The sequence below is a fragment of the Hydrogenophaga sp. SL48 genome (assembly GCF_021729865.1).
Taxonomy (GTDB): Bacteria; Pseudomonadota; Gammaproteobacteria; order Burkholderiales; family Burkholderiaceae_C; genus Hydrogenophaga.
Genome location: NZ_CP063400.1, coordinates 4,462,450 through 4,488,351, shown reverse-complemented (window position 1 = coordinate 4,488,351; position 25,902 = coordinate 4,462,450). Strand labels below are relative to the sequence as shown.

At 69.1% G+C, this 25,902-nt stretch carries 24 protein-coding genes and 1 riboswitch; of the genes, 15 read left to right on the top strand and 9 right to left on the bottom strand.

The features are described 5' to 3' along the window. Window positions 1-46: 46 nt before the first annotated feature. Window positions 47-400 carry a zinc ribbon domain-containing protein YjdM gene (locus IM738_RS21230; protein WP_236963014.1) on the bottom strand — a complete coding sequence of 118 codons (354 nt, stop codon included), beginning with the start codon at window positions 398-400 and terminating at the stop codon, window positions 47-49. Between the two features lie 180 nt (window positions 401-580). Next, a riboswitch (guanidine-I (ykkC/yxkD leader) is annotated at window positions 581-683 on the top strand. A 52-nt stretch (window positions 684-735) separates the two neighbouring features. Here IM738_RS21230 and IM738_RS21225 point away from each other — a divergent pair. The 9 genes from IM738_RS21225 to IM738_RS21185 all read left to right on the top strand — a co-directional run bounded on the left by IM738_RS21225 (window position 736) and on the right by IM738_RS21185 (window position 10,073). Further along, window positions 736-1,764 carry an ABC transporter substrate-binding protein gene (locus tag IM738_RS21225; RefSeq protein WP_236963013.1) on the top strand — a complete coding sequence of 343 codons (1,029 nt, stop codon included), beginning with the start codon at window positions 736-738 and terminating at the stop codon, window positions 1,762-1,764. An 86-nt stretch (window positions 1,765-1,850) separates the two neighbouring features. Beyond that, window positions 1,851-2,861: a fatty acid desaturase gene (locus tag IM738_RS21220; protein ID WP_236963012.1), complete on the top strand. Its 1,011-nt coding sequence runs from the start codon at window positions 1,851-1,853 to the stop codon at window positions 2,859-2,861. Continuing rightward, complete coding sequence (locus IM738_RS21215; protein ID WP_236963011.1) at window positions 2,858-3,643, top strand: SDR family NAD(P)-dependent oxidoreductase; 786 nt, start codon at window positions 2,858-2,860, stop codon at window positions 3,641-3,643. Before IM738_RS21220 ends, IM738_RS21215 begins: the two co-directional genes overlap by 4 nt. Next, window positions 3,640-4,401 (top strand): SDR family NAD(P)-dependent oxidoreductase, encoded by a 762-nt coding sequence (locus IM738_RS21210; protein ID WP_236963010.1) that lies wholly within the window; start codon window positions 3,640-3,642, stop codon window positions 4,399-4,401. The genes IM738_RS21215 and IM738_RS21210 overlap by 4 nt, the downstream gene beginning before the upstream one ends. Before the next feature lie 115 nt (window positions 4,402-4,516). Then, window positions 4,517-5,443, top strand: a complete 927-nt coding sequence (locus IM738_RS21205; RefSeq protein WP_236963009.1) for a DMT family transporter — start codon at window positions 4,517-4,519, stop codon at window positions 5,441-5,443. 23 nt (window positions 5,444-5,466) lie between these two features. Continuing rightward, entirely contained in the window at window positions 5,467-6,258 is a 792-nt protein-coding gene (locus tag IM738_RS21200) for a creatininase (protein ID WP_236963008.1), read from the top strand. Beyond that, window positions 6,255-6,923, top strand: a complete 669-nt coding sequence (locus IM738_RS21195) for a cysteine hydrolase family protein (RefSeq protein WP_236963007.1) — start codon at window positions 6,255-6,257, stop codon at window positions 6,921-6,923. Before IM738_RS21200 ends, IM738_RS21195 begins: the two co-directional genes overlap by 4 nt. Continuing rightward, window positions 6,920-7,687 (top strand): hypothetical protein, encoded by a 768-nt coding sequence (locus tag IM738_RS21190; protein WP_236963006.1) that lies wholly within the window; start codon window positions 6,920-6,922, stop codon window positions 7,685-7,687. The genes IM738_RS21195 and IM738_RS21190 overlap by 4 nt, the downstream gene beginning before the upstream one ends. Window positions 7,688-7,859: 172 nt before the next feature. After that, the gene (locus IM738_RS21185) at window positions 7,860-10,073 is read left to right on the top strand and encodes a copper-transporting P-type ATPase (protein ID WP_236963005.1); all 2,214 of its coding nucleotides are present in this window, start codon (window positions 7,860-7,862) and stop codon (window positions 10,071-10,073) included. A 46-nt stretch (window positions 10,074-10,119) separates the two neighbouring features. Here IM738_RS21185 and IM738_RS21180 read toward each other — a convergent pair whose 3' ends face one another. The 5 genes from IM738_RS21180 to IM738_RS21160 form a co-directional block, all read right to left on the bottom strand. Further along, window positions 10,120-10,800 (bottom strand): DUF4286 family protein, encoded by a 681-nt coding sequence (locus IM738_RS21180; protein WP_236963004.1) that lies wholly within the window; start codon window positions 10,798-10,800, stop codon window positions 10,120-10,122. Window positions 10,801-10,900: 100 nt separating this feature from the next. Further along, window positions 10,901-13,198: a hypothetical protein gene (locus IM738_RS21175; RefSeq protein WP_236963003.1), complete on the bottom strand. Its 2,298-nt coding sequence runs from the start codon at window positions 13,196-13,198 to the stop codon at window positions 10,901-10,903. 118 nt (window positions 13,199-13,316) lie between these two features. After that, the gene (eutC, locus tag IM738_RS21170) at window positions 13,317-14,156 is read right to left on the bottom strand and encodes an ethanolamine ammonia-lyase subunit EutC (RefSeq protein WP_236963002.1); all 840 of its coding nucleotides are present in this window, start codon (window positions 14,154-14,156) and stop codon (window positions 13,317-13,319) included. Then, window positions 14,153-15,565, bottom strand: a complete 1,413-nt coding sequence (locus IM738_RS21165; RefSeq protein ID WP_236963001.1) for an ethanolamine ammonia-lyase subunit EutB — start codon at window positions 15,563-15,565, stop codon at window positions 14,153-14,155. Before IM738_RS21165 ends, eutC begins: the two co-directional genes overlap by 4 nt. A 60-nt stretch (window positions 15,566-15,625) precedes the next feature. Next, on the bottom strand, window positions 15,626-17,146 hold the full coding sequence (locus IM738_RS21160; RefSeq protein WP_236963000.1) for an amino acid permease: 1,521 nt from the start codon (window positions 17,144-17,146) through the stop codon (window positions 15,626-15,628). 219 nt (window positions 17,147-17,365) lie between these two features. On the opposite strand from IM738_RS21160, the gene IM738_RS21155 reads away from it, so the two are divergent. Beyond that, complete coding sequence (locus IM738_RS21155) at window positions 17,366-18,361, top strand: helix-turn-helix domain-containing protein (RefSeq protein ID WP_236962999.1); 996 nt, start codon at window positions 17,366-17,368, stop codon at window positions 18,359-18,361. Window positions 18,362-18,371: 10 nt separating this feature from the next. Here IM738_RS21155 and IM738_RS21150 read toward each other — a convergent pair whose 3' ends face one another. Beyond that, window positions 18,372-18,923, bottom strand: coding sequence for a glycine zipper 2TM domain-containing protein (locus IM738_RS21150; protein WP_236962998.1), 552 nt, complete (start codon window positions 18,921-18,923; stop codon window positions 18,372-18,374). Between the two features lie 143 nt (window positions 18,924-19,066). After that, window positions 19,067-21,343, bottom strand: coding sequence for a primary-amine oxidase (gene tynA / locus IM738_RS21145; protein ID WP_236962997.1), 2,277 nt, complete (start codon window positions 21,341-21,343; stop codon window positions 19,067-19,069). A 130-nt stretch (window positions 21,344-21,473) separates the two neighbouring features. Between tynA and IM738_RS21140 the strand changes: the two genes are divergently transcribed. The 3 genes from IM738_RS21140 (at window position 21,474) to IM738_RS21130 (ending at window position 23,993) form a co-directional block, all read left to right on the top strand. Further along, entirely contained in the window at window positions 21,474-22,424 is a 951-nt protein-coding gene (locus tag IM738_RS21140; RefSeq protein WP_236962996.1) for a helix-turn-helix domain-containing protein, read from the top strand. 13 nt (window positions 22,425-22,437) lie between these two features. Continuing rightward, a complete protein-coding gene (locus tag IM738_RS21135) occupies window positions 22,438-23,232 on the top strand; it encodes an MBL fold metallo-hydrolase (RefSeq protein WP_236962995.1) in 795 nt (264 codons plus the stop codon). Window positions 23,233-23,369: 137 nt separating this feature from the next. Further along, complete coding sequence (locus tag IM738_RS21130; protein WP_236962994.1) at window positions 23,370-23,993, top strand: YitT family protein; 624 nt, start codon at window positions 23,370-23,372, stop codon at window positions 23,991-23,993. 10 nt (window positions 23,994-24,003) lie between these two features. On the opposite strand, the gene IM738_RS21125 is transcribed toward IM738_RS21130, so the two are convergent. Next, the gene (locus IM738_RS21125; RefSeq protein WP_236962993.1) at window positions 24,004-24,411 is read right to left on the bottom strand and encodes an ankyrin repeat domain-containing protein; all 408 of its coding nucleotides are present in this window, start codon (window positions 24,409-24,411) and stop codon (window positions 24,004-24,006) included. Between the two features lie 229 nt (window positions 24,412-24,640). Between IM738_RS21125 and IM738_RS21120 the strand changes: the two genes are divergently transcribed. Further along, window positions 24,641-24,943, top strand: a complete 303-nt coding sequence (locus tag IM738_RS21120; protein ID WP_236962992.1) for a hypothetical protein — start codon at window positions 24,641-24,643, stop codon at window positions 24,941-24,943. 483 nt (window positions 24,944-25,426) lie between these two features. After that, window positions 25,427-25,708, top strand: coding sequence for a hypothetical protein (locus tag IM738_RS21115; RefSeq protein ID WP_236962991.1), 282 nt, complete (start codon window positions 25,427-25,429; stop codon window positions 25,706-25,708). Window positions 25,709-25,902: the final 194 nt, after the last annotated feature.

Below are 25,902 nucleotides of genomic sequence, written 5' to 3'. Positions count from 1 at the left end.
GGCAACAGTACCAGAACCACCCGCTGCAGCGCGCAGCCCCGGCCGTTCAGGCCTTCTTCAGAAATTCGGACTTCAGCAGCATGGGGCCCAGCTCGGTCTTGCCGTCCACGTTGTGGCCGTCGTGGCCGTCGACCAGGCGGATGCCCTTGATCTTGCTGCCCTTCTTGAGCACGGTGGACGAGCCCTTGACCTTCAGGTCCTTGATCAGGATCACCGAGTCGCCGTCGGCCAGCGGGTTGCCGTGGGCGTCCTTCACGGTGCCGTCGCCGGCCGCTTCCTCGTCGCCGGTGGCGGCGGCTTGAGGCCATTCAAAGGCGCAGTCGGGGCAGACGAAGTTGCTGCCGTCGGGGTAGGTGTTTTCAAGGCCGCATTGCGGACAGGCTGGCGTGGTGTGGGGCATGGGGGTGGGGGTTCCGGGAGGTGGCGGGCATTCTATGCCCCGGGTCGGTGCGCTCCTGGTGGCCCGAACCGCCGTGACGCCGTGCTTTGGTGCAAATGGGTGCCATCAGGCCCTGGCACGCTCCATGCATTGACCGTTGCAGCATGGAGAGCGGTCTGCACGTGGTTGGCAGCGGCTCGTGCGTAGGTCCACTAGGGTTCCGTCCACCGTCACACGTGGGGTCTGGTCCGAGAGTGGTCCGGCCTGATCGCAGGCTCCACGGAGGGACAAAAGCCCGGGAGAACGACGTCTGATCGTGTTCTCCCTGCGCCTTTCACCCACCACCGGAGCTTCACATGACATTGGCAGGCCTCTTCTCTTCCTCTTCTGTTTCGCCGTCCCCGCTGGGACGCTGGCTCAAGCCCGCCGTGGGCGCGGCGCTCACCCTGGCCACCGCCTCGGCCTTCGCGCAGACGCAGATGAAAATCGCCACCGTGGTCTGGATCGGCTACGGCCCGTTCTACGTCGCCGACGCGCTCGACCTCTACAAAAAACAGAAGCTCAAGGTCTCGCTGCAGGTCTTCAGCGACCCGGCCCTGATCCCGGCCGCCATCGCCTCGGGCGCGGTCGACGGCGGCATGCTGACCTACGACCAGGTGGTCGGCCAGGTGGCTGGCGGCAAGAACATGAAGGTGGTCATGCCCATCGATTACTCCAACGGTGGCGACGCCATCGTGGCCGACGGCAGCATCGGCAAGGTGGCCGATTTCAAGGGCAAGAAGATCGGCTACAACCCGCTCTCGCCCAGTGACTTCCTGCTCTCGTATGCGCTGAAAACGGTCAATCTCAGCGAGAAAGACATCAACCCCGTGAGCATGACGCCCGAGGCCGTGCCGGCCGCCATGGCCTCGGGCGCGCTGCCGATCGGCGTGACCTACGAGCCCAGCCTGTCGCAGATCCTCGGCCAGGGTGGTGGCAAGAAGTTCAAGGTGGTGTTCTCCTCGAAAGACGCGCCGGGCCTGATCGCCGACGTGCTGGTGTTCGACGACAAGGTCATCAAGGCCAAGCCCGCCGAGATCACCGGCATCATGAAGGCCTACCTTGAAGGCCTGGCCTACATCAAGGCCAAGCCGGACGACGCCGCCAAGATCATCGGCAAGTTCATGGGCGTCTCCGCCAAAGAGGCCAAGGAGCAGATGAGCGGTGTGTACAACATCCCGCTCGCCGAGATGCCCAAGGCCTTCGTCAAGGCCAAGGAAACCACCTCCTACTACGCCAGCGGCGAAATCATTGGCCAACTGCTCGTGGCCAAGGGCCAGATCAAGGCCGCCCCGGCCACCGAAGCCACCTTCGACGCCTCGCTCGTCAAGGCGCTCGCCAAGTAAGTGCCAAGCCCTTGCCGCCCGGCCCTGCGCGTGCCTCGCGCGGCGGCCGGTGCGTCAAGCCTGTGGTCCTCTCCGGAGCCGCAACGATGCCATCCCTTTTCCGTCATGCCGACGGCGTGTGGCCCAACACCGCCGCCCTCAGCTTCACCGTGCTCGGCTGGCCGCTGGGCATCGCCCTGCTCGGGCAGTCGCACTGGGCGCTCAACGCGCTCGGCGTGTTGCTGGTCACGCTCACGCTCACCTGGTCGGCCTACTTCATCCACGAGTTCGCGCACCACGCCATCTTCCGCACGCCGCAGGCCAACGAGCGCTGGGGAAAATTCATGAGCTGGATCAACGGCAGCGCCTACGCGAGCTTCGCCGACCTGCGCCGCAAACACATGCGCCACCACGTCGAGCGCGCCGACGTCATCACCTTCGACCTGCAGGGTTTCCTGCGCGCGCACCCGCTGGTGCGGCGCGTGGTGCTCGCGCTGGAGTGGCTGCACATCCCGGCGGTGGAGTTCGTCATGCGCGGCTTCGTGGTCGCGCTGCCCTTCATGGGCGAGCGCAAGCAGGCGGCGCGTGGCCGTGTGATCGGTGTCGCCGTGGTGCGGCTCACCGCCTGGGCGTTGCTCGCCTGGTGGTCGCTCAAGGCCCTGGCGCTCTACGCGCTGGCCTACCTGCTGTTCGTGCACCTGCTGCGTTTCGCCGACTGCTTCCAGCACACCTACGACGCCTACCCCATCCTTGACGAAACGCCGATCCCCAAAGACAAGCTGCGCGACCGCGCCTACGAGCAGGCCAACACCTACAGCGACGTGGTCGGACTCGATGCGAAGTGGCTCAACCTGGTGTGGCTCAACTTCGGCTTCCACAACGCGCACCACGAGCGGCCGGTCGCGCCCTGGTACCAGCTGCCGAAGCTGCACCGCGAGCTCTACCCCGAGGGCAATGCGCAGGTGGTCACGGTGGGTGAGCTGCTGCGCGCCTACCACCGCCACCGCGTGACCCGCGTGCTGGCCAGCGACTATGGTGCGGTGCTGCCGCCGGGCGCGCCGCACCGTGCGGATGGGTTCGTGGGCGCTGTCGGTGTGTCGTTCCTGACGGCGGTGTGACTGTGAACTACGGCCTGCAGGGCAAGACGGTGCTCATCACCGGCGCGGCCGGCGGCATCGGCAGCGCGCTGTCGCGCGCCTTCCTCGCGCAGGGCGCGCGCCTGATGCTGCTGGACCGCGCGGCCGCGCCGCTGGACGCACTGGTCGAGTCGCTGCACAGCCACCAGGTGCACAGCGCTGTGTGCGATCTCAGCAGCGATGCCGAGGTGGCGGTGGTGGCCGCGCAGGTGAAAGACCGATACGGCCTGCTCGACGTGCTGGTCAACAACGCCGGCACCGAATACCCGACACCGCTGGCGGATGTGGACCCTGGGTTCATGGCGCGCTGGGCCGGCTTGCTCGACAACAACGTCTCGTCCATGGTGCGGCTCACGCAGGCGCTGTTGCCCCTGCTGCCGCGCGGCGCGAGCGTGATCAACCAGAGTTCCATCTGGGGCCGCACCGGCGTGGCCGGCTTCTCGGCCTACAGCGCGAGCAAGCACGCGGTCGTGGGCGTCACGCGTTCGCTCGCGCTCGAACTCGGGCCGCGCGGCATCCGCGTCAACGCGGTCTGCCCGGGCTGGGTGCGCACCGAGGCGGCGATGCGTTCGCTCGCCGCCATGGCCTTGGAGCAGGGCAAAAGCGAGGCCGAGGTCGAGCGCGAGATCCTGTCGCGCCAGGCCGTGCAGACGATGCTCACACCCGCCGAGCTCGCGGGCGTGTTCCTGTTTCTTGCGAGTGAGGGCGCCGCGCCGCTCACGGGCCAGTGCCTCTCGCCCAGCCACGGTGAGGTGATGCTGTGACGCCCACGCTTTCTTTGCAAGGACGCACGGCGCTCATCACCGGCGCCGCCACCGGCATCGGCCGCGCGACCGCGCTGCTGTTCGCGCAGGCCGGCGCGCGCGTGGTGGTCAACCACCTCGGGCAAGCCGCCGAAGCCGCCGCGCTGGTGCAGGCCATTCAGGTCCTGGGCGGCGAGGCCATCGAGATCAGCGCCGACGTGGGCCAGGCCGCCGAGGTGCAGCGCCTGGTGGACGGCGCCCTCGCGGCGTTCGGCGCGATCGACGTGCTGGTGAACAACGCCGGCATCATCCAGGAGAAGGCCTTTCTCGACACCACCGAGGCCGACTGGGACCGGATGCTCGGCACCGACCTCAAGTCGGTTTTCCTGGTGTGTCGCGCGGTGTTGCCCGGCATGCTGGCGCGCGGCGGTGGCGCCATCGTCAACATCGCGTCCGATCTCGGCATCCTCGGTCGCGAGCGGTATGCGCCCTACTGCGCTGCCAAGGCCGGCGTGATCGGCCTCACCAGATCGCTGGCGCGCGAGTTCGCGCCGCAGCAGGTGCGCATCAACGCCATTGCGCCCGGGCCGGTGGCGACCGCCATGGTCTCGCTCGAACACATGAGCGCCGAGTGGGTCGAGAAGGAACTGGCCATCCCGCAGCACCGGCTGGGCGAACCCGAAGAGATCGCGGCCAGCGCGCTCTTTCTCGCGTCCGATCTCTCCCGCTTCTACACCGGTCAGGTGCTCGGCCCAAACGGCGGCTCGGTGATGACATGAAGCACCCCCTGCGCCGCTTCGCGTCACCCCCCTCAAGGGGGGCGGCACCAGAGGCCCGGCAAAGCCGGTTCCTCGGTGCCCCTGGGTGTCGTTGCTCCGGCGTCATGGACAACCGATGACACTCCTGCCCGCCCATCCCTCGGACCGCGTCGCCACCGGCGTCCTGCTGTTCTCCGCCTCGCTCTGGGGCCTCTCGTGGATGCCGCTCAAGGGCTTCATCGCGCAGGGCCTCTCGGGGCCGCTGGTGGCGCTGATCACCTACGGCTCGGTGGGCTTGCTGGCGGTGGCGCTGCTCTGGCGCGACCGCGCGACCTGGCGCGCGCAGTGGGCGCTGGTGCTGGCGCTCACCTTCGTGGGCGGCTGGGCCAACACCTCGTTCGTCAACGCGCTGATGCTGGGCGACGTGGTGCGCGTGATGTTCCTGTTCTACCTCTCGCCCGTGTGGTCGGTGCTGGGCGGCTGGCTGTTCCTGAAAGAGCGCATTCCGCCCACGCGCTGGCTGGCCGTGGTTGCCGCCATCGTGGGCCTGTGGATGGTGCTCGGCGGGCCGGGGCTGGGCGATTCCACCGCGCTGGCCTTCACCTGGGTCGACGCGCTCTCGCTCTCGGCCGGCTTCGCCTTCGCCGCCAACAACGTGATCGCCCGCGCCGCGCACCGCGTGCCCCTGCGCACCAAGACCTTCTGCGTCTTCATCGGCTGCGGCCTGCTCTCGGCCCTGGCCACTGGCGCGGGCGGCCAGGGCCTGCCCACTGTCGGTCCGCTGGTGTGGCTGGCGCTGCTGGCCTACGGCTTCGGCTGGATGCTGCTCGCCACCGTGACCTGGCAGTACGGCGTGAGCCACCTGGAGAGCAGCCGCGCGGGGGTGATCCTGCTGGCCGAGCTGGTGGTCTCGGTCGGCACCGCCATCGCCTTCGGCGGCGAAAGCCTCACGCCCCTGGGCTGGGCGGGTGGCGCGCTCATTGCTACAGCCGCTGGGGTGGAGGCCCTGGGGGGCACACCCGCCGACACCCCCGCGACCCGAACCGCCGACACCACCGCATGACACCGCCTGACACCGGAGACCCGATGAACCCCCCCACCGTGTGGATGAACCAACTGTCCTGGCTCGATTACCAGGCCCGCATCCAGACCGACCACCCGCCCGTGTTGCTGCCCGTGGGCGCGCTCGAACAACACGGCCCGCACCTGCCGCTGGGCACCGACGGCCTGCTCGCCAGCGCCGTGGCGGCCGACACCGCGGCATTGGTGGGCGGGCTGGTGGCGCCCACGCTGAGCTACGGCTACAAGTCGCAGCCCAAGTGCGGCGGCGGGCAACACTTCTGCGGCACCACCAGCGTGGACGCCGCCACGCTGATCGGCCAGGTGCGCGATGCGGTGCGCGAGTTCGCGCGCCACGGCCTGACGAAACTTGTGGTCGTCAACGGCCACTACGAGAACCAGTGGTTCCTGATCGAGGGCATCGACCTCGGCCTGCGCGACGCGAAAGCCGCCGACCCGGCCTGTGCGCTGCAGGTGATGCGCCTGGAGTACTGGGACTTCATGACGCCCGACACCCTGGGTGACGTGTTCCCCGACGGCTTCCCGGGCTTCGCGCTGGAGCACGCCGCCGTGCTCGAAACGTCCATGATGTTGCATTACCACCCCAGCCTGGTGCGTTTGGACCTGCTGCCCGACGACGGCCCGGCCGACTTCCCGCCCTACGACATGTACCCGCCGCGCACCGACTGGGTGCCGCCCTCGGGCGTGCTGTCTTCGGCCAGGGGTTCCGACGCCGCCAAGGGCCAGCTGCTCGCCGACGAGGTGGCGCGCCGCATGGCCGAGGCCATCACCACCGGCTTCACCCGCCCCGCGCCATGAGCCATTCCGCCGACCGCTTCGACCCCGCGCTCACCGCCCTGATCGTGATCGACATGCAGCGCGACTTCTGCAGCCCCGGCGGCTACGCCCACCAGGCCGGCATCGACATCGCGCCCATGCAGGCCGTGGTGTCGCATGTGCAGCGACTGCTGGCCGCCGCGCGCGCCGCCGGCCTGACCATCGTGCACACCCGCGAAGGCCACCTGCCCGACCTCTCCGACTGCCCGGCGCCCAAGCTCGCGCGCAGCGTCGCGGCCGGCGCGCCCATCGGCAGCCACGGCCCGCTCGGCCGCCTGCTGGTGCGCGGCGAGCAAGGCCACGACTTCGTGCCCGCGCTGCGCCCGCTGGCGAGCGAACACGTGATCGACAAACCCGGGTACGGCGCCTTCCACCAGACCACGCTCGGTCCGCTGCTCGCCGCCTTGGGCATCCGCCGGCTCATCCTTTGCGGCGTGACCACCGAGGTTTGCGTGCACTCCACGCTGCGCGAGGCGGTGGACCGCGGATTCGACTGCCTCACCATCGGCGACGCCACCGCTGCCAGCCTGCCCGAGCTGCAGGCCCCGGCGCTGGCCATGATCGGTGTCGAGGGCGGCATCTTTGGAAAGGTCTGCAGCACCCACGAGGTGATCGACGCGCTTCAACTCGCGCAGGTCGTTGCATGACCGTGGTGCCCGAGCGATACCACGGCGTGTGGGCGCGCACCCTGCTGGAGACGCCCGGGGGCCGCGACACCACCACCTGGGTGCGCTGGCTGCAGACCGGCCTGTGGCACGGCGACCTGCGCGTGCCCGCCGACGCAGACCGCCGCACGCCGCAGGGCCTGGCGCAACAGCAGGGCTTCGCCGGCACCACCGCCATCACCCGCCCCGACCCCGACCAGCCCGAGGTCTGCACCTGGCAGCGCGTCATCGATGTGCAGCCCCCGCGCAGCACGCCCGACGCCGGCCACATGGTGTTCGAGACACCCTCGCGCGTGATCGAGACCGGCATCCACGGGACCTACCTTGAGGTGTGGGAGCGCGTGCCCGGCTCGCTCGGTCGGCGCATCGCGCTCGCCCGGCTCGATGCGGACGGCCAGCCCACCGCCGAGCGCCTGCTGGTGGCGGGACAGTTCCTCATGCACCTGCGTCCTCGCGCCGCCGCCTGGCCGGCCGACCTGGTGCCCGACGAGACCCTGGGCGACGTGGTGCAGCGCCACCCCGACCGCGCGGCGGCGTGGCTGGACGTCGACATCGCCTTCGGCCCGATGGCGCACGGCGTGTGGACGGTGGAGCGCGCCACCCGGCCCGCGCTGGAGGGCCAGGCCCTGCCCTGTGCGCTGCACCGCGTGGACGCCGCGCAGGCCCGCGTGGAGAGGGGCCCGCTGGCGGGCCGGTGGCAGCTGCTGGAGTGGCTGGACGACACCCGGGACGTGCACACGCCCTGAGGCGCTTGCCGGGACACGCCGGGGCCGGGATGATGGGGCGCTGCGCCTCCCGGCTTGACCTTGACGCCGTGTCAAGGTCCAGACTGCCTTCCTGACCGGCCGCACCGTGGCGCACAGGCGCGAAGGCCGGCCCGGCCACCGAACCCGCTGCGGCGTTGAAAGGGCACCTGCGATGGACCAGAACACCGGCCACGACCACCATCACCACCACGGACACCCGGCCGGGCACGGCGACACGGGCGATGCCCCGGCGGCGCCCGCACCGCCCGCGGCGCCGGGCACGGTCTACACCTGCCCCATGCACCCGGAGATCCGGCAGGACCACCCCGGTCACTGCCCGATCTGCGGCATGTCGCTGGAGCCCTTGCTGCCAGAGCTGGAGGAGCAGGAGAACCCCGAGCTGAAGGACTTCCAGCGCCGCTTCTGGTGGACCCTGCCGCTCACCGTGGCCGTGACCGTGCTGGCCATGGCAGGCCACCGGCTCGGCGGGTTCGGCATGGCCACGCAGAGCTGGATCGAGCTGGTGCTCACGGCGCCCGTCGTGCTGTGGGCGGGCTGGCCTTTCTTCGTGCGCGGCGCGCAGTCGATCCGCCAGCGCAGCCCCAACATGTGGACCCTGATCAGCCTGGGCACCGGCGCGGCGACGGCCTACAGCGTGGTGGCCACCGTGGCGCCGCAGGTGTTCCCGGCGGCCTTCGTGTCGATGGGGCGCGTGGCGGTGTACTTCGAGGCCGCCGCGGTGATCATCTCGCTCACGCTGCTGGGGCAGCTGCTGGAGCTGCGGGCCCGCTCGCAGACCTCGGCCGCGATCCGCTCGCTGCTGGGCCTGGCGCCCAGGACGGCGCGCCGCATCGGGGCCGACGGGCAGGAGGCCGACGTGCCGCTGGGCCATGTGCACGTGGGCGACCTGCTGCGCGTGCGCCCGGGTGAGAAGGTGCCGGTGGACGGCACCGTCACCGAGGGCAGCAGCGCGGTCGACGAGTCCATGCTCACCGGCGAGCCGCTGCCGGTGAGCAAGCGCGTGGGCGACCGACTGATCGGGGCCACGCTCAACACCAGCGGTGCGCTGGTGATGCGCGCCGAACACGTGGGCTCGACCACCGTGCTGGCGCAGATCGTGCAGATGGTCGCGCTGGCGCAGCGCTCGCGCGCGCCCATGCAGCGCATGGCCGACCGGGTGGCGGCCTGGTTCGTGGTCGGCGTCGTGGGCCTCGCCCTGCTCAGCTTTCTCGCCTGGGGCCTGTTCGGGCCGGAGCCCAGCTGGGTCTACGCGCTGATCAACGCCGTGTCGGTGCTGATCATTGCCTGCCCGTGTGCGCTCGGCCTGGCGACGCCCATGTCCATCATGGTGGCCAGCGGGCGCGGCGCCACGCACGGCGTGCTGTTCCGCGACGCCGCCGCCATCGAGAACCTGCGCAAGGTCGACACCCTGATCGTGGACAAGACCGGCACGCTGACCGAAGGCCGGCCGACCTTCGAGCGGGCGATCGGCCACGGCGGGTTCCCGGACAACGAGGTGTTGCGCCTGGCCGCCAGCCTGGACCAGGGCAGCGAACACCCGCTGGCGGCGGCCATCGTGGCCGCCGCGCGCGAACAGGCCCTGGCGCTCGACACCCCGACGCGGTTCGAGTCGGGTTCCGGCGTGGGTGTCCAGGGGGTCGTGGCCGGGCGGTCGCTGGCCCTGGGCAACACCGCGCTGATGCAGCAGCGCGGTGTGGACGTGGCGCCGCTGGCCCCGCAAGCCGAAACGCTGCGCGCGCAGGGCGCGAGCGTCATGTACCTCGCGGTGGACGAGCGGCTGGCCGGGCTGCTGGCGGTGTCCGATCCGGTGAAGGCCACCACGCCTGCGGCCCTGGCGTCGCTGCGGCAGGCCGGCCTGCGCGTGATCATGGCCACCGGCGACGGCCTGACCACCGCGCGCGCCGTGGGCCAGCGCCTGGGCATCGACGAGGTCCACGGCGAAGTGAGGCCGGCCGACAAGCTCCGGCTGGTCGAAGCGCTCCAGGCGCAGGGCCGCGTGGTGGCGATGGCGGGCGACGGCATCAACGACGCGCCGGCGCTGGCGCGCGCCGATGTCGGCATCGCCATGGGCACCGGCACCGACGTGGCCATGAACAGCGCCCAGCTCACCCTGGTCAAAGGCGACCTGCGCGGCATCGCCACGGCGCGCGCGCTGTCCATGGCCACCGTGGCCAACATGAAACAGAACCTGGTGTTCGCGTTCGCTTACAACGCGCTGGGCATCCCGCTGGCCGCGGGCCTGCTGTACCCCTTCACCGGCTGGCTGCTGTCGCCCATGGTGGCGGCGCTGGCCATGAGCCTCAGCTCGGCCTCGGTGATCGGCAACGCCCTGCGGCTGCGCAGCGCCCGGCTCCATCAAGACTGAGGCTGGCCCTCAGCCAGGCGGTCGGCGGCTGAACGCCGCACGGTGGTCAGCGCATGTCGGCCGGGGTGGCCGAGAGCGAGAGCGCGTAACGCCCCCGCACCTGCCCCGGGCGGGCGCCCAGCGCGACCAGCGCCGATTCCGACACCGCCGTCTGCGCCCAGGTCTCCAGCGCCGCCGCGTCGTAGCCACAGACCACCAGCACCCAGTCGGCCGCCTGGTCACCGCCGCGGATTTTCTGCTCGGTGGTCTGCGCGATGGCCGGGGGCTGGTGCCGCAGCAGGTGCACGCCCGCGAGACCCGGCTGCCCTGCCCAGCCGGGCATGCGCGCGGCCAGCGAGGCCTGGAGTTCGCCGGCCCGTCCACTGGCGGGCGAGAGCCGCAGCGTGAGCACCTGCCGGGCCACGCCCGCGCCCCGGCTCGCCAGCACCTGGCACTGGGAGCGCACCATGTTCCGGTGGTGCGGCATCATTTGGGTGGACCAGGGCGAGGGCGCGTTCAGCGAGGCCAGGTAGCCGGGCGAGGACACCACCTCGTGGGCCTCCAGCTCGTACATCACGAAGACGCCTTCGCCGCCGTCGGCGCTGGTGAAGCGCGTGGCGCGCTGAAAGCCGGGGATCGCCAGGCGTTCGGGAAAATGTTCGTGCGAGTGCCAGTGTTCAAACTCGGCCCGCATGTCCGGGGCCATGTCCCACCACATGGCCAGGCAGGCTTTTCCGAGAAGCGACATTCAGGATCTCCATCCGTTGAGGGGCCCCAAGAATGCCAGAACTGGCGCCCCCGCGCGCGCCCGTGGGCTTGGCCTTCGCGGGGCGCGCGCGAGGGTGGCGTCAACGGCCGCGTGGGCCGGGTTTGCGGGGGGGCGGTGTGTCGCGGTCGGGGCCGAAGGTGGTGAAGGCGGTGCGGGCTTCGCCTTTGTGGCGGCCGTCGGTGACCACCACCGTCACCTCGTGGGTCCCGGGCTTGGGCGCGATGATCCACAGCTCGCGCCCGACCCCCGCTGTCTCGCCGTCCAGCCGCCACTCGAAGGCCTCGCTGTGAATCCGTTCGCCCGAACCGCTCTGCGCGTGGGCCCAGAGGCGCATCGGCGTGGCGGTTTCGATGCGCACGCCGACGCTGGGGTTCATGATGGACACGTTGGGGGCGCGTGCCGCGATCTCCACCGCGTCCGAGGTGCGCACCGCCGTGTCAAAACCGTCGTGCGCGAGCACCCGGAACTGGACCTTGCCGCTCGGCAGCGCGTCGGCCGGGATCTGCACCTTGCCCTCGGTGATGCCCACGGCGCAGCCGTTCCACGAACGCCCGCCGTCCTTGCTGAACTGCACCGAGCAGCTCACCGCCGCACCGTCGGCGCCCGCGCCGTCGGTCTTCCAGGTGAGCGTCACACCGCGCGGGCCGGCTTTCGCGCCGATCTCGCCCAGCTTGACCGCCCTGCCGGCGGCCTTGCGTTCCCAGGCCACGGTGAGCGGGCGCTGCAACTTGCCGTCCGTGTTGTCCAGTGCGCCGACATGAACGATGCGCAGCGCTGCGCCACGGCCCACGTCGGGCACCATGGCCTGGAAGCCGAACACCGGCGGCTCCCCGTCGCCGCAGCCACAGCCGCCACCGCACCCGCAGCCACCGCCGTGGGCGTCGGCGGGGATGCGCATCACCGGTGCGCTCGCCAGCACCCCGCCGTCCGCGCCCACCAGCTCGGCCACCATCTGGGTGGGCACGCCGGTGGTGATGGCGGACTGCGCGTTCACGCGCATCACGTGCTGCATGGTGATCGAGGCGTCGCGCTCGAAGGTGCCGATCAGGGTGATGACGGGGCGCATGCGCAGCTCCTCGATGCGGTCTTTCCAGCGTTCCCAGGGCTCCGGGGCCGGGTCGGGGATGTACTCCCAGGGCCACAGCCACGGGTCGTAGAGCTCGGGGATGCGGAAGCGGGGATGGACCGACGTGGGGGCGAAGATCGCGTTGTCGATCAGCACCTGGTGGGTGAAGATCGAGGTCCACCGGGGGCCGCAGTAGGACATGAAGTCCTTCTCGTCGGGACGGTGGATCGCGCCGTTGTTGATGTCGAGCCCGTACTCGCCGATGGACGCCGTCGGGGTGCCGGCCGGGTCGTAGGGTTCGTAGGCCGGGTAGGCGGCGTTGCCGGGCGTGCCGCAGGGCGCGTGGGGCAGGCCCGCGAAATGGCCGAGTTCGTGCGCCATCGTGGTGCCGTTGTTGACCCCGCCCGAGGTCACGCCGTTGCTCGCGCAGCCGATCACCGGGCCCATGGGCACGCCGTTGGGCAGCAGGCCGTAGTACACGACGTCGGTGCGGTTGCCGTCGTTGGCCTTGGCCGCCGCGAGCTGTCCGTTGAGCGTGATCCAGCCCGCCGAACAACCGCCCGGGTTCGGCGGCGACCCGGTGAGCGGCACGGTGAGGGTCACGGTGCCCGCGCTCGAAAACACGCCGTCGGCCTGCACCGGGAAGATGGTGTGTGACCACGCGGCGGTGGTCTGCAGCTCGCCCACCGTGGGCGCGGCGATGCTGAGCGTGCCGTTGCCGGCCGCGTTGGGGCCGTTGTAGGCCACCATCAGGCCGCGCACGCGCAAGGTCTGCAGCAGCGAGACGTCGGCCTCCACCGTTTCGCTGTCCACGATGGCCTCGGTGGCGTCGTCGGCGCGCCAGATGTTGGCCTTGAAACTCATCGTGCCGGCCATGTCTTCGGCCGGCACGATGAAGTTGAGCGTGGCGGTGATGGTGCCGCGCTCGGTGGCGTAGTCGGGCAGCGACTGCGCCGTCACGGTGCCGGGCGTCTGGGGCGCCAGCGTGCCGACGTCGGTCCACACCGGCAGCCAGCGCTTGCTGCGGATCGCGCTCACCTGCAGGTGGCCGGTCAGGTTCACCGCTCCGCCCCAGCCGGCGCGCACATACACCCGCACCCAGGCGGTCTTGTAGGCCACCAGCCGCAGGGCGTTGTTGGGGCCGCGGTCGGCGGGGTCGGTCAGGTGGCGCGACGCACGGAAGTACTGGATGCCCTGCGTCACTTCGATGCCCAGGATGTGCGGGCCGAGCAGGTGCTGCTCGCGCAGCTTCAAGGCCCACGCGTCGGACAACAAGGCCTTGTCGACGACGCTGGAGATGTCGGTGCCCATGGTGAACTCCTGAAGGCGGCGGTGTGCCGTGGAGCGGCCATGCTAGGAAGCGCGGCGCGGGCGCGCATCAACAAAGGGAGGGAACGCATCCTCCATGCGAGGGAGGTTTTGCTGCGCCTCAGTGCCCGAGCAGGAAGTTGTGCGACGGGTCGTGGCCGCCGCCGAGCGCGGAAGGATGGTCGTCGGCATCGTCCTTCAGGCCCACGCCGCTGATCTGCCCCTGCCGCGCGGCCGCGAGCAGGTGCACCAGCTTGTTGGCGGCGGCCTCGATGGCCAGGCCTGCCGGGCGCACGTTGGAGATGCAGTTGCGGTTCGCGTCGGTCAGGCCCGGCTGCGGGGCCCAGGTCAGGTACAGGCCCATGCTGTCGGGTGAACTCAGGCCCGGGCGTTCGCCGATCAGCACCACCACGCAGCGCGCCCTGAGGCCCGCGCCGGTTTCGTCGCCCACGGCCACGCGCGCCTGTTCGACGATGGCGACGGGGCCAACGGTCCACGGATGGGCGTCGGCCTGCAGCCGCGCCAGCGTGGCCTCGATGAAGGGCACGGCGTTCTGGTGGATGGCGAGTGCCGAGAGGCCGTCGCCGACCACGAAGGCAAGGTCGACGGGCTCGGTCGGTCGCTGTTGCAGCAGCGCGCGGGACGCGTCGTCGAGGCGTCGCCCGAGGTCGGGGCGCTGCAGGTAGGTGGCGCGGTCCGCCGCCGCGCTGTGCAGGTGCATCACGGCCAGTCCCAGCGCCTGCACGCCCGCCGCCACGCCGTGTGCGTCGAAGGGCAGGTGCACGGCGTCGCGGGCCTGGGCGTGCGCGAGCTGGAAGGCGAGGTGGGGCGCGGTGGGCTGGCTGTGGCCGGCACGGCCGAGCGCGATGCGCGCGTCGGTGAAGCGGCGCAGCGTGCCCCAGCCGGCGGGCGTGACGCTCGGCACTTCGTCGGGGTTGATCAGTTTGGCGTCTTCGTTCATTGCACCCCCAGCCGCGCCAGCACCGGCGCAAAGGCCTCAGGCAACTCACGCGCGAGGCGCGAGCCTTCGCCGGGCTCGAACACGCCCATCTTCTGCAGCCAGGCTTCGAACTCGGGCGAGGCGCGCAGGCCCAGCAGGTCGCGCAGCACCATGGCGTCGTGGAACGAGGTGCTCTGGTAGTTGAGCATGATGTCGTCCGAACCCGGGATGCCCATGATGAAGCTGCAGCCCGCCGCGCCCAGCAGCGTCATGAGCGCGTCCATGTCGTCGCTGTCGGCCTCGGCGTGGTTGGTGTAGCAGACGTCGCAGCCCATGGGCACGCCCAGCAGCTTGCCGCAGAAGTGGTCTTCCAGCCCGGCGCGGATGATCTGCTTGCCGTCGTACAAATACTCCGGCCCGATGAAACCCACCACCGTGTTCACCAGCAGCGGCTTGAAGTGCCGCGCCACCGCGTAGGCCCGCGCCTCGATGGTCTGCTGGTCGCAACCTTCGTTGGCGCCGGCCGAGAGCGCGCTGCCCTGGCCGGTCTCGAAATACATCACGTTGTCACCGCGCGTCCCATCCTCGAACACCGAGCCGCGCTTCAGCGACAGCGCGGCTTCGCGCGCCTCGTCGATCACCGCGAGGTCGATGCCGAAGCTCCTGTTCGTGCCCTCGGTGCCGCCGATGGACTGGAACACCAGGTCCACCGGCGCGCCGCGTTCGATGGCCTGGATCGTGTTCGTCACGTGCGTGAGCACGCAGCTTTGCGTGGGGATGCCGTAGCGCGAGATCACGCCGTCCAGCATCTGCAGCAGGCGCACCACCTGCGGCACGTTGTCGGTCGCGGGGTTGATGCCGATCACCGCGTCGCCGCTGCCGTGCAGCAGACCGTCCAGCAGGCTGGCCGCGATGCCCGAGGCCGCGTCGGTCGGGTGGTTGGGCTGCAGGCGCGTGGCCATGCGGCCTTGAAGACCGATGGTGTCCCGAAAGCGCGTGACCACGCGGCACTTGCGCGCGATCAGTGCGAGGTCTTGCAGGCGGCAGATCTTGCTGACGGCGGCCACCATCTCGGGCGTGAGCCCGGGCGCGAGCGCGGCCAGGGTCTCGCTGCTCGCCGCGTCCGACAGCAGCCAGTTGCGGAAGTCGCCCACCGTGAGGTGCGCGACCGGCGCGAAGGCGGCGGCGTCGTGCGTGTCCACGATCAGGCGCGTCACCGCGTCGGTCTCGTAGGGCACCACCGCTTCGTTCAGGAACGTGCGCAGCGGCAGCTCGGCCAGCGCCATCTGCGCGGCCATGCGCTCGGCCGCACTGCCCGCCGCCACGCCCGCCAGCCGGTCGCCCGAGCGCATCGGTGTGGCGCGCGCCATCAGGTCGCGCAGGTCGACGAAGGTGTGGCGCTGGGCGTTGACGGTGTGGGTGTAGCTCATGGGTCAAGGGCCACGACGGCCTGTGGTGTCCGTTGCGGCCATTGTGTCCACAAAACCCGCTCAGGACGCGGCGGTCAACGCCTTTTCGGCGGCGGCGATCTGCGCCTGGCGCTTGACCACTTCGTCACCGACCGGTGGGCCCTTGAAGCGGCGGCGCTCGAAACCGAACCACACCACGGCGGTCAGCGCGAGGAAGGCCAGCGTGATGCCAAGCGCCGCTCCGTTGGGCGGCTGCACACCGAGGTAGAAGATCAGCGCGATCGCGAGGATGGCCAGCACACCGACGATGCGGTAGGCCGGCCCCATGTCCCACGGGCCCATCTTGGTCCAGCTCTTGCCATAGGCGAACAGGCCGGCGATCACAGGCAGGCCGTAGGAGATGAAGATGAAGATCACCGTGACCGAGACGATGGTCGCGTAGGCCGGGGTGTAGAGCGTGAACAGGATGGAGATGATGGCGGCGGTCCAGATCGCGGCCACGGGGGTGCGGAAGCCGGGGTGCACCTTCTTGAGCGCGCCCGAAGCGGGCAGGCCACCGTCGCGCGCAAACGCGAAGATCATGCGCGAGGCCGAGGTCACCGTGGCCAGGCCGCAGATCAGCTGGCACACCAGGATCAGCACATACAGAATCTGCTTGAGCGTGGCGGGCAACACCTGGTCCAGCGTCACGAAGAACACGCTCCAGCCGCTGGCGGCGGCCTTGTCCATGTCGGGGATCGCGAGCACGAAGGCGCTGAGCATGACCCAGCCGAACAGCGCCGAATAGATCACCGAGTTGATGATGCCCCTGGGCACGGCGCGCGAGGCGTTCTTGGTTTCTTCGGCGGTGTGGGCCGAGGCGTCGAAACCGGTGATGGTGTAGATCGGCAGGAGCAGGCCCAGGCCGAACAGCAGCAACAGGCTGTCGGTGGCGGGCCACACGTCGCCGCCCGCCGGGCCGCTGTAGTTCTTGAAGGTCCACAGGCGCGAGAAGTCCCAGCTCGGTGCGTAGGCCAGCAGCGCCAGCGTCAACCCCACGGCCACCGCGAAGATCAGGTAACCCGAGAGGTCGGTGAGCCGCGCGGTGGCGCGGATGCCGACGTGGTTGATGATGGACTGCACCACCGTGATGCCGATGACGAAGGCCGCCTGCAGGCCGAAGCTGGTTTCCAGCCCCAGCGTGGGGCCGAAGGCGCCGATGAAGAAGTTGTAGGTGCCCACGTTGATGGCGCCCAGCACCGTCACCAGGCCCAGCAGGTTGAGCCAGGCGGTGAGCCAGCCGTAGCCGCGCCCGCCGAGGATGGAGCTCCAGTGGTAGAGGCCGCCGGCCGTCGGGTAGGCCGAGCCGATCTGCGCCATGCCCAGCGCGAAGATGAAGCTCACGCCACAGCCCAGCAACCAGCCGATGCCGATGGCCGCGCCGCCCACGCCGCCGATGCCCTGGCCCAGCGAGTTGATGCCGCCGGAGAGGATGCAGATGATGGAAAACGAAATCGCGAAGTTCTGGAAGCCCTTCATGTTGCGCGCCAGCTCCTGGGCATAGCCCATGCTGTGCAGCACTTTCAGGTCTTCGTCGTGGTGCGCTAGAGGTTCACTGGACACAGCATTCTCCTGAGGGTTGGCCCACGAACGGCCCGGGTTGGCCGGTGGGTACGGGCGCATTCCAGCACCGATCCAACCCCCGTGCTATCCCGTTTTGGCAAGCGCCCCCGCCGCGCGAACCGACCGCCGGCCATTGACGCGGCCGCCGCGGAGTTCCAGCATGCGGGCCACCGCAACCCTGTGGCACAGCGATTGCTTTTCGAGCCCATGACCCCGGCCATGCCCCCCATTCCAGTGCAGCGCGCGCCGCGGCCTGGGGCGGCGCTGGGCGGTGTCACCCACTCGCGCTACGGCGACATCGACGAACAGGCCGCCGCGCTCACCGGCTGGCACCAGCGTTACCTGCAGCTCTCGCGCGGCCGCTTCGATGGCACCGTGCAGCGCCTGCAGCTCGACGGCGTGGGCCTGTTCATCGAAGACCTGCACCAGTCGGTGCACCAGACCGGCTGGGTGAGGCCCGACGTGTTTGCCATCGGCGTGCCGCTCGCGGTGGAGGGCGACGCGCGCTTCTGCGGTCTCGCCGCCAGCAGCGACACGCTGCACGTGTTCTCGGGCGGCAGCGGCTTCGAGTTCCGCTCACCGCAGCGCCACGTGATGATCGGCATCGAGATGGACCGCCCGCTGTACGAGGCCCACGTGGCCCCGGCGGCGGGCGAACACGCCACCGCCGGCCTGCACCACGCCGACCCCGCCGTGCTCGGCGAGCTGCGCGGCTTTCTGGTGGACCTGTTCCAGAGCGCCGGCCCGGTGGCCGAGAGCCAGGGCGAGGGCCACGCGCCGCTGCGCAAACAGGTGCGCACCCAGCTGCTCGACCGCATCGCGCTCGCCATGGCGCCGCGCGAGGCCGCCACCGCCGAGCGCCACGCGCGCGCCACCAGCGGGCAGAGCGCGCTCGTGGTGCGCGCCACCGAATACGTGGCCAGCCGGCTGGGCGACCCGCCCTCGGTGGGCGAGCTGTGCGAGGTGCTGGGCGTGAGCCGGCGCACGCTGCAGAGCGCGTTTCAGGTCTGCTGGGGCATGGGCCCGCTGGCCTGGCTCACGACGCTGCGGCTCAACGCCGTGCGCCGCCGCCTCAAAAGCGCGGCCTCCGTCACCGACGCCGCCACCGAGTTCGGTTTCTGGCACTTCGGCCACTTCGCGGGCGACTACCAGGCCCTGTTCGGCGAGTGCCCTTCGCACACGCTGCGCCGGCACCGGCACAGCGGCGGGCACTGACCGCCCGGGCTCACGAGCGCAGATCGGTCGGTGGCGTGGTCACCACCTGGCCGTCCTTCACCGGCAGCGTGTTGCCGGGTTTGAAGGACGTGCGCACCGTGCCGTCCCGCCCATCGAGCCGGTAGGTCACGTCGTAGCCCACCAGCTTCTGCGACTTGAGGTTCACGGTCCTGCAGCGGCGCTCGCTGGTCGTGACCACGTCTTTCTCCTGCAGGTTTTTTTGCACCTGGTTACCCGCGTAGCCCCCGGCCACCGCCCCGGCCACGGTGGCCACCTTCTTGCCGTTGCCGCCGCCGATCTGGCTGCCCAGCAGGCCACCCGCCACACCACCGATCACCGTGCCGGCGATGCGTTGCTGGTCTTTCACGGGCGCCTGCCGCTGCGTCTGCACGTAGCCGCAGCGCTCCTGGGGCGTCACCACGGTGTCGCGCACGGCCTTCACCGCGACCACGTCGGCGAACTTCGGTTTCGTCAGCGCCTGGTAACCGGTGACGCCGCTGGCGCCGAGCACGACCATGGCCAATCCGCCGACGGCGATGCCCTTCATCATTGACTTGTCCATGTGAACACTCCTTCTTGTGTGGAGCGCAATGTAGGGGGGCGGTGTCAACGCACGGTGTCCAAAGGTGTCCAAATGCTGCAGCGCGCCCACCAACGCCGACAGGCCCGTGAAGGGCCTGTCGGGTGGTTTCTGCGAAAGGCGGTTTACTTCGCGGACTTGGCCGGCTGCACCAGGCCCAGCGTCGGCGTCTCGTTGAAGAAGTTCCAGGGCTTGAGCAGCACGTTGACCCACTCGGTCGGCATGATCGGCCACTCTTCGGCGCGCGCCACGTGCGTGGTGCCCGTGGTCAGCCAGACCACGTTGTCGGTGTTCACGATGGGTTGGTCGTCGGCGCTGAACTGGCCCAGGCCCGTGTCCTTGCTGGAGCGGTTGGGGAAACGGCCCTCGGGGAACTGTTCACCCACCTGGTAGCGCGTGACCCAGATCTGCTTGTCCATGAAGTTCAGGCGGTTGTAGATCCACTCGTCCTTGCCGAAGTTGGCGCCCTTGGCCACCGGGTGCGTGCCGCCCGCGTAGGGGATCAGCTGGTACGACACCGGGTTGCCCACCTTGTTGGTCTTGCTCCCGTTGCTCAGCAGCCGGATCGTGGCCGGGTCGAATTTCTGAGCCGCCTGCTTTTCGGTGGCCACCGTGCGCATCGTCGTCTGCATGGTGCTGGTGCGCGGGCCGCCGGCCGTGTTGGGCAGCACCACCGGGTCCATCTCGGTCAGCGAGTTGGCCTCGCCGTCCACGTCCAGGTCGAGGCGGAAGTTGTAGATGTGCTGGTGCGTGGTGCCCACGATGTTGTGGTCGATCAGCGTGCCGTATGTCGTGTCGGCGGCGGCGCTCGCGTCGCTCATGGTGCGCGCCTTCACGCCCTTGACCGCCTCGATGCCGGTGGCGCCCGCGTTGATGCCGATGGTGCCGTTTTCGGCGAACACCCAGTCAAACATGTAGTCGTAGTTGCCCACGGTGCTGATCCAGCGCACCACCAGCTCGCGGCGCTCGGCGCTGATGTTGGGCTTGCCCATTTCCTGGTGCTTGTACTCGGGGCCGGCGTAGCGCTCGAACACCGCGATCGCGTTGGGGATCACCATCGGCGCGCCGCTGGAGTCGGCGATGGTCGCGTCCAGGTACACCGCGTTCATCGGTGCGTCCTTGCCCGGCTCGATGGGCGAGGTGAGCGTGCCCATGCCGTATTCGCCCGAATCCAGGTAGGCCTTGAAGTACCAGCCCACGTCGGGGTCGCCGTAGGGCACGATCATGCCGCCCAGCGTGCCCTCGTACATCACCTTGCGCTTGGTGCCCTTGTCGTTGTAGGTCACGGTCGAGAGCGAAAGCCCGGTGCGCGAGTTCAGGCCGATGTGGAAGTCCCAGTTGCGCCAGTTCAGCGTGTTGCCGCTGATGGTGTAGTTCTTGCCTTCGGGCTCGGTGATGTGCAGCGGCTTGTGCGGCAGGCTGCGCGGGCCGGCGCTGCCGTCGTAGGGCGTGGGCTTCATGGGCACGGGGATCACGCCCGCGTCCTCGATCTTGATGACCTTCTTCTGCTCCAGGTCCACCACGGCCACCAGGTTCTCGATCGGGTGCGCCCAGTAGTTGTTGTCGCCCACGTCGAGGTAGCTCACCACCTTGAGCAGGCGCTCTTCCTGTTTCAGCCCGTCCTTGCCGTCGAAGTAGCCCACGGTCAGCGGCGTGGCCACCACCTTCTTCACGTCGTTGATGCCGCGCAGCGCCAGCGCCTTCGCGTACTCCGGGCTGCCCTCGATGGCCGCCTGCACTCCGGCGAAATCGTCGATCAGCACCATGCCGTGTGCGCCCTCCACCGACTGCCACTGCGTGAGCTTCTTTGTGGCCAGGTCCACCGTGCCTTCGATCAGCTTTCGGCCGTCGAGGATGACGAACGCCGCCTGGCGCGGCGCCTGCACCGGCTTGCCCTCCAGCGCGTGCGCCCACACCTGGTCTTTCGGCGGCGCCTTGAGCACGATCTCGGTGAAGCGGTGGCCGGGCTTGAACTGGCCCGAGGCCTTCAGCACCTCCAGCGTGGCCTGGATCTCGGCCGCCGTGAGCGGGTTCAGCGGGTTGGGCTTGCGCTCGACCACGAAGGTCTTGTCCAGACCGGACTGGAGCACCTGCTGAAAGAAGTCGTTCGACACATAGGGCTGGCCCTGGCGCATCACCACCGGCACGCCCAGCCGCAGCGTCGCGCCGTTGACCTGCGCCGTCTTCGCACCCGGCTTCACGCGCACCAGGGTGCTGTTGCGCGCAATCGTGAACAGCCGGGCGTAGCTGTCCCAGTGCACCGTGGCGTTGAAGTCTTTGGCGGCTTTTTTGAGCGGCACCATCTTGGCGCTGCCGCCGTGGGCCAGGGCCTGGGGCGCCCACAGCGCGGCGGCGGCCAGGGCGACGGCACTCAGTGCCAGGGGAAGGGAGCGGGTGGTCATGGCGGTGTTCCTCGTGAAGCGGGTTCGGACAAGGCACGGACGGTACGGTGGCCCGGCACCGAGGGGTTATCCGTATTTGGCAAATTTGCGCCCGACCCAACAATGGCGCACAACTTGCATCGGTGAGCGCATGAACTTCGATCACTCCCACAAACGCGCCCGCGACGCCGGCGAGCAGGCCGCCAGCCTGCACGACTGGGACCAGCGCTACGAGCAGCTCTCGGCCGGGCGCTTCGACGGCGAGGTGGACGAACTGCGCGTGGGCCCGGTTCAGGTGTTTGCCGAGCGCGCCAACCAGACCGTCATGCAGGCCGGCCGCGTCAGCGCCGACCGCGTCGCCGTCGCGCTCGTGCGCGCCGCGTCATCGCCCGGCTGGTTCAGCGGCCACCGCCTGCAGGGCGAACAGCTCATCGGCGTCGCCGCGCAAGGCGAGTTCGACCTCGTGGCCGGCGCCGACACGCAGATCCTCGCGCTATCGGTGGACGTGCCCACCCTGCGCGCGCTGGTGGCCCAGGTCGACGGCCCCGACGCGGAACTGCCCGCCGTGCCCCTGCTCCTCAGCCCCTCGGTCGCCGCCTGCGCCGAATACGCCCGGCTGCTGCAGGCCGCGCTCGGCCTGGCACAGGGCGCGGACGGCGACAACCTGCACCCCGCCTCGCGCCGCATGCTCGCGCTCTCGCTCTGCGACGCCCTGCTCGCCTGCCTGCGCGCGGGCGGGCCGGTGGGCGCGCTGCCCGCCTCGGCCGCCAGCCGGCGCCGCATCGTCGCCCGCGCGCGCCAGTACATGCAGGCCCACGCGCAAGAGGTGATCGCCGTGCCCGACCTCTGCCAGGCCATCGGCACCTCGCGGCGCGCGCTGCAGTACGCCTTCGAAGAGGTGATGCAGATCAGCCCCGTCACCTACCTGCGCGCCATGCGCCTCAACCAGGTGCGCAGCGAGCTGCGCCAGAACCGGGCGGCGCCGGTGGGCGACGTCGCGGCGCGCTGGGGCTTCTGGCACCCCTCGCGCTTCGCGAGTGACTACAAGGCCCTGTTCGGCGAGCTGCCGTCGGCCACGCGCGGCGCCCGTGCCGTGGCCTGAGCCGGGCGACGTGATGCCGGCCAACACCCCGCTGCCCACCGCCCCCGGCGACTGGTTCAGCTTCCGCGACCTCGGCGAGGGCATCACCCTCATCACCGAGCCGCACGTCATCCCGCTGCTTCGCTGCAACATCTGGCACGTCCGCGGGCGCGGGCTCGACCTCATGGTCGACACCGGCCTCGGCGTGAGCAGCCTGCACGCCGCCTCGCGCCACCTCTTCGGCCAGCGCATCGCCGCGCTCGCCACCCACGTGCACCTCGACCACGTGGGCGGCCACCACGAGTTCGCCGAATGCTGGTGCCACCGTCTCGAAGCCGACGCGCTCACGCGGGCCGACCCCGACGGCACACTGGCCGACTTCGACCTCAGCGAAGTGAACATCCAGGTGCCCGGCTACGAGACCGGCGGCCCCGCGCTCACCGCCCTGCCCACGCCCAACTACGACCTCTCGGCCTGGGAAATCCAGCAGGCCACCGTCACGCGCCGGCTGGAAGAAGGCGACATCATCGACCTCGGCAACCGCCACTTCGAGGTCTTGCACCTGCCCGGCCACTCGCCCGGCAGCATCGGCCTGTGGGAAGCGAAGAGCGGCACGCTGTTTTCCGGCGATGCCATCTACGACGGCCCGCTGCTCGACAACCTGCACCACTCCGACCGGGCGGCCTACGCGCGCACCATGGAGCGCCTGCTGGCGTTGCCGGTGAGCGTGGTCCACGCGGGCCACGACCCGAGCTTCGGGCGGGAGCGCTTGCGGGACCTGGTTCGGGCGTATCTGGACGGGCTGGACGCTTCCGCCAAAGGGGCCTGAGCGACGTTCATCGAAGACACGTCATAGATGTTTGATGTGCCATGAAAAAGCAACATCTATGTTGGTTTGTTGGTCGTGCCTGGGCGCGCGGCAAGCGATGCGAAGGCCACGGCACGCCCCATGCTTGCCTCCCCCGCATGGACCCCGCCACCCCCCTCGCCCCCGCCCCGCACGCCCACTCCTGGTTCGACGACACCCACGCGCTCATCGCCGGCTCGCTCTTCGTCGCGCTGGGCATGACCATGTTCGGGCACGCCGGGCTGCTCACCGGCGGTGTGGCGGGCGTGGCCTTTCTGGCCAGCTACGCCACCGGCCTCGCCTTCGGCCTGTTCTTCTTCCTGTTCAGCCTGCCGTTTTTCGTGCTCTCGTGGTACCGGCTCGGCCCGGCGTTCACCTTCAAGAGCTTCGGCGCCGTGGCGCTCGTGTCCGCCTGCACCACGCTGGCGCCCAAGGTGGTGCGTTTCGAGCTGCTCAACCCCTGGGTCGCCTCGGTGCTCGGCGGTTTCCTGATCGGCTTCGGGCTGCTCGCCCTGCTGCGCCACCAGGCCAGCGTGGGCGGCGTCAACATCCTCGCGCAATGGCTGCAGCAGGCCAAAGGCTACAGCGCCGGCAAGGTGCAGATGTGTGTGGACCTGGTGGTCGTGCTCGCGGCGTTCTGGGTGCTGCCGCCCATGCAGGTGGCGCAATCGGTGGTGGGCGCCATCGCCATCGGCGCCATCCTCGCGCTCAACCACCGGCCGGGGCGCTACCTCGGGGTGTGAGCGCCTGCGGTCAGCGGGCGGAAGCCGGCCCGCCCGCCTTCCTCGCGATGCGGTCCCAGTCTTTCAGCGTCTGCTGCAGGCGGTTTTTCGCGTCGGTGTGGCTCTGGCCGAAGGCGTCGTGCAGCCGCTGGCGCAAAGCCTCGTCGGGCGGCGGCGCGGCCAGCGCCTTGAGCCGGTCGATCACCATCATCACCACCTGAAAGCTCCCGGACTTCACCGCCATCGTCAGCGGCGTCTGCCCGTCGGCCGCTGCGTCCAGCACGTTGGCCCCGTGTTCGATCATGTGCTTCACCAGCCCGGGCTTGCCCTCTGCACAAGCCCAGTGCAGCGGCACCAGCCCGCCCTCCAGCCGCGCGTTGAAATCGGCGCCGGGCGCGAGATGCTCCGCGGCCAGGGGCCAGCCAGAGGCTTTGATCATTTGCTGGAGTTGCCAGGGGGTCATGGGGGAGGGCGTGTCAGGTGGGGTGGAATGCAGCGAGGGTATGCGATGCGAGGGGAATTCGGCTATGGCGTGAAGGCCAGCAATGTTCGCTGCTCAGACCTGCGACTCGTCGCTAGACTGCGGGCTGCCGGGTTGGTCGCTTCTGTTAAACCTGTTCAAACATTCAGCAGAGTGCGCTACGGGATTGAATTCATAGGGGCAAATCATGTTTGTGGGAACAGAGTTTCAGAAATGGTGCGCGCTTGTCTTGCTGGCGCTGATCGGGGGTGGTGTGGCTTACAACTTTCCATACCCAAGCGATCCTATTCGTCCATACTTGGCGATCTTGGCCACGCTTTTGTTTGCAAAAAACTGGCTGGAGTACTTGCTGTGTTTGCCGATAATTGGCCTAAAGGGTGTATGTATTCCAACTCACGAGCACTCTAAGAGATTGAAATTTACACTATTTACGGTTGCTGCCTATGTGGGTTTAGCCATTTTTGTATTCGTTCCTGAATTAAAAACATAACAATTTGGCCCAAGCCGATGTGCTATGAGCACGGGGCTGGTCTTAACCATCGGGTTTCACGAATGCCAACCCCAGCGCTGTATACAGACTACGCGGCTAGCTTTTCTGGATTCTGGAAGCGGCATGCCAAGAAGCTCATCGCAGTACTTTTGATTGTCTCGTTCACGCCCGCCGTAGTTGAGCGCGTCTTTCCATCGGTGGGGCCAGCTCCTGGCAGGACGCTGTTTGTTTTAATGTTCATGTACTTCTCGGCGGTTCTCCCAGTTTTTTTATTTCGCCGCCCTTTGCCAAGTCATCCATGGCCAACTCAGGTAGCTCTATGGGCTTGGTTTCGGGCCTATGCCTGCAACGTTTGGGTTGCCTTCTGCATCTGGTTTGTGTGGTCCGCATTCAATCGGTAATGCTGGCTTCCATTCAATGCGCGCACTCGCCAAGTGAAACCTAACCAGCTATTTAACGTTTCAATTCAAGAGGGGTGCATCCATGTCTATTTCCACAAAAGATCCTGTCAAACAGCACGCCCGAATGGATTTGCTGCGCGGCCTGAGAAGTTGGTGCAGTGGACTCAGCGTCGTCTTCCTTGCTCTGGCGTTCATGTCTCTGGCAAACACCGTAAGCAGCCCGAAAACATGGACGTCTTCTTTTAACGCGCTCGCAGCCAGCGGAGCATTTGTTCCGTATGGCGGCTGGCTTGCGGCAGTTGGAGGCCTTTTCCTGTTCATCGCGCTGCTCGTCTCATTCTTTCTCCGAAGGATGGAGCGATGACCTCAGACCGGGCCGCTCAAGGGCGACAGCCTGCGGCGCTTTCACCAGCGCTGATGACGTTGAGATGGGGTCTTTCAGCGATCGGTTCTCTGTGCGTCCTCGCCCATCAATGAAACCGTCGAGAAGGTCATCTCGGTTGACCGAGCGGTGTTGCGCCTCGCCTCTATACAGGGTGCATGGCGGGTGATTCGCCA

Bases quoted from the DNA above. Each gene is read 5' to 3' on its own strand.
- IM738_RS21150 (WP_236962998.1), bottom strand. From the start codon at position 18,923: ATGGACAAGTCAATGATGAAGGGCATCGCCGTCGGCGGATTGGCCATG.
- IM738_RS21195 (WP_236963007.1), top strand. From the start codon at position 6,255: ATGAGCCATTCCGCCGACCGCTTCGACCCCGCGCTCACCGCCCTGATC.
- IM738_RS21205 (WP_236963009.1), top strand. From the start codon at position 4,517: ATGACACTCCTGCCCGCCCATCCCTCGGACCGCGTCGCCACCGGCGTC.
- IM738_RS21130 (WP_236962994.1), top strand. From the start codon at position 23,370: ATGGACCCCGCCACCCCCCTCGCCCCCGCCCCGCACGCCCACTCCTGG.
- IM738_RS21200 (WP_236963008.1), top strand. From the start codon at position 5,467: ATGAACCCCCCCACCGTGTGGATGAACCAACTGTCCTGGCTCGATTAC.
- IM738_RS21140 (WP_236962996.1), top strand. From the start codon at position 21,474: ATGAACTTCGATCACTCCCACAAACGCGCCCGCGACGCCGGCGAGCAG.
- IM738_RS21155 (WP_236962999.1), top strand. From the start codon at position 17,366: ATGCCCCCCATTCCAGTGCAGCGCGCGCCGCGGCCTGGGGCGGCGCTG.
- IM738_RS21175 (WP_236963003.1), bottom strand. From the start codon at position 13,198: ATGGGCACCGACATCTCCAGCGTCGTCGACAAGGCCTTGTTGTCCGAC.
- IM738_RS21225 (WP_236963013.1), top strand. From the start codon at position 736: ATGACATTGGCAGGCCTCTTCTCTTCCTCTTCTGTTTCGCCGTCCCCG.
- IM738_RS21230 (WP_236963014.1), bottom strand. From the start codon at position 400: ATGCCCCACACCACGCCAGCCTGTCCGCAATGCGGCCTTGAAAACACC.
- tynA (WP_236962997.1), bottom strand. From the start codon at position 21,343: ATGACCACCCGCTCCCTTCCCCTGGCACTGAGTGCCGTCGCCCTGGCC.
- IM738_RS21180 (WP_236963004.1), bottom strand. From the start codon at position 10,800: ATGTCGCTTCTCGGAAAAGCCTGCCTGGCCATGTGGTGGGACATGGCC.
- IM738_RS21220 (WP_236963012.1), top strand. From the start codon at position 1,851: ATGCCATCCCTTTTCCGTCATGCCGACGGCGTGTGGCCCAACACCGCC.
- IM738_RS21115 (WP_236962991.1), top strand. From the start codon at position 25,427: ATGTCTATTTCCACAAAAGATCCTGTCAAACAGCACGCCCGAATGGAT.
- eutC (WP_236963002.1), bottom strand. From the start codon at position 14,156: ATGAACGAAGACGCCAAACTGATCAACCCCGACGAAGTGCCGAGCGTC.
- IM738_RS21125 (WP_236962993.1), bottom strand. From the start codon at position 24,411: ATGATCAAAGCCTCTGGCTGGCCCCTGGCCGCGGAGCATCTCGCGCCC.
- IM738_RS21120 (WP_236962992.1), top strand. From the start codon at position 24,641: ATGTTTGTGGGAACAGAGTTTCAGAAATGGTGCGCGCTTGTCTTGCTG.
- IM738_RS21190 (WP_236963006.1), top strand. From the start codon at position 6,920: ATGACCGTGGTGCCCGAGCGATACCACGGCGTGTGGGCGCGCACCCTG.
- IM738_RS21185 (WP_236963005.1), top strand. From the start codon at position 7,860: ATGGACCAGAACACCGGCCACGACCACCATCACCACCACGGACACCCG.
- IM738_RS21165 (WP_236963001.1), bottom strand. From the start codon at position 15,565: ATGAGCTACACCCACACCGTCAACGCCCAGCGCCACACCTTCGTCGAC.
- IM738_RS21135 (WP_236962995.1), top strand. From the start codon at position 22,438: ATGCCGGCCAACACCCCGCTGCCCACCGCCCCCGGCGACTGGTTCAGC.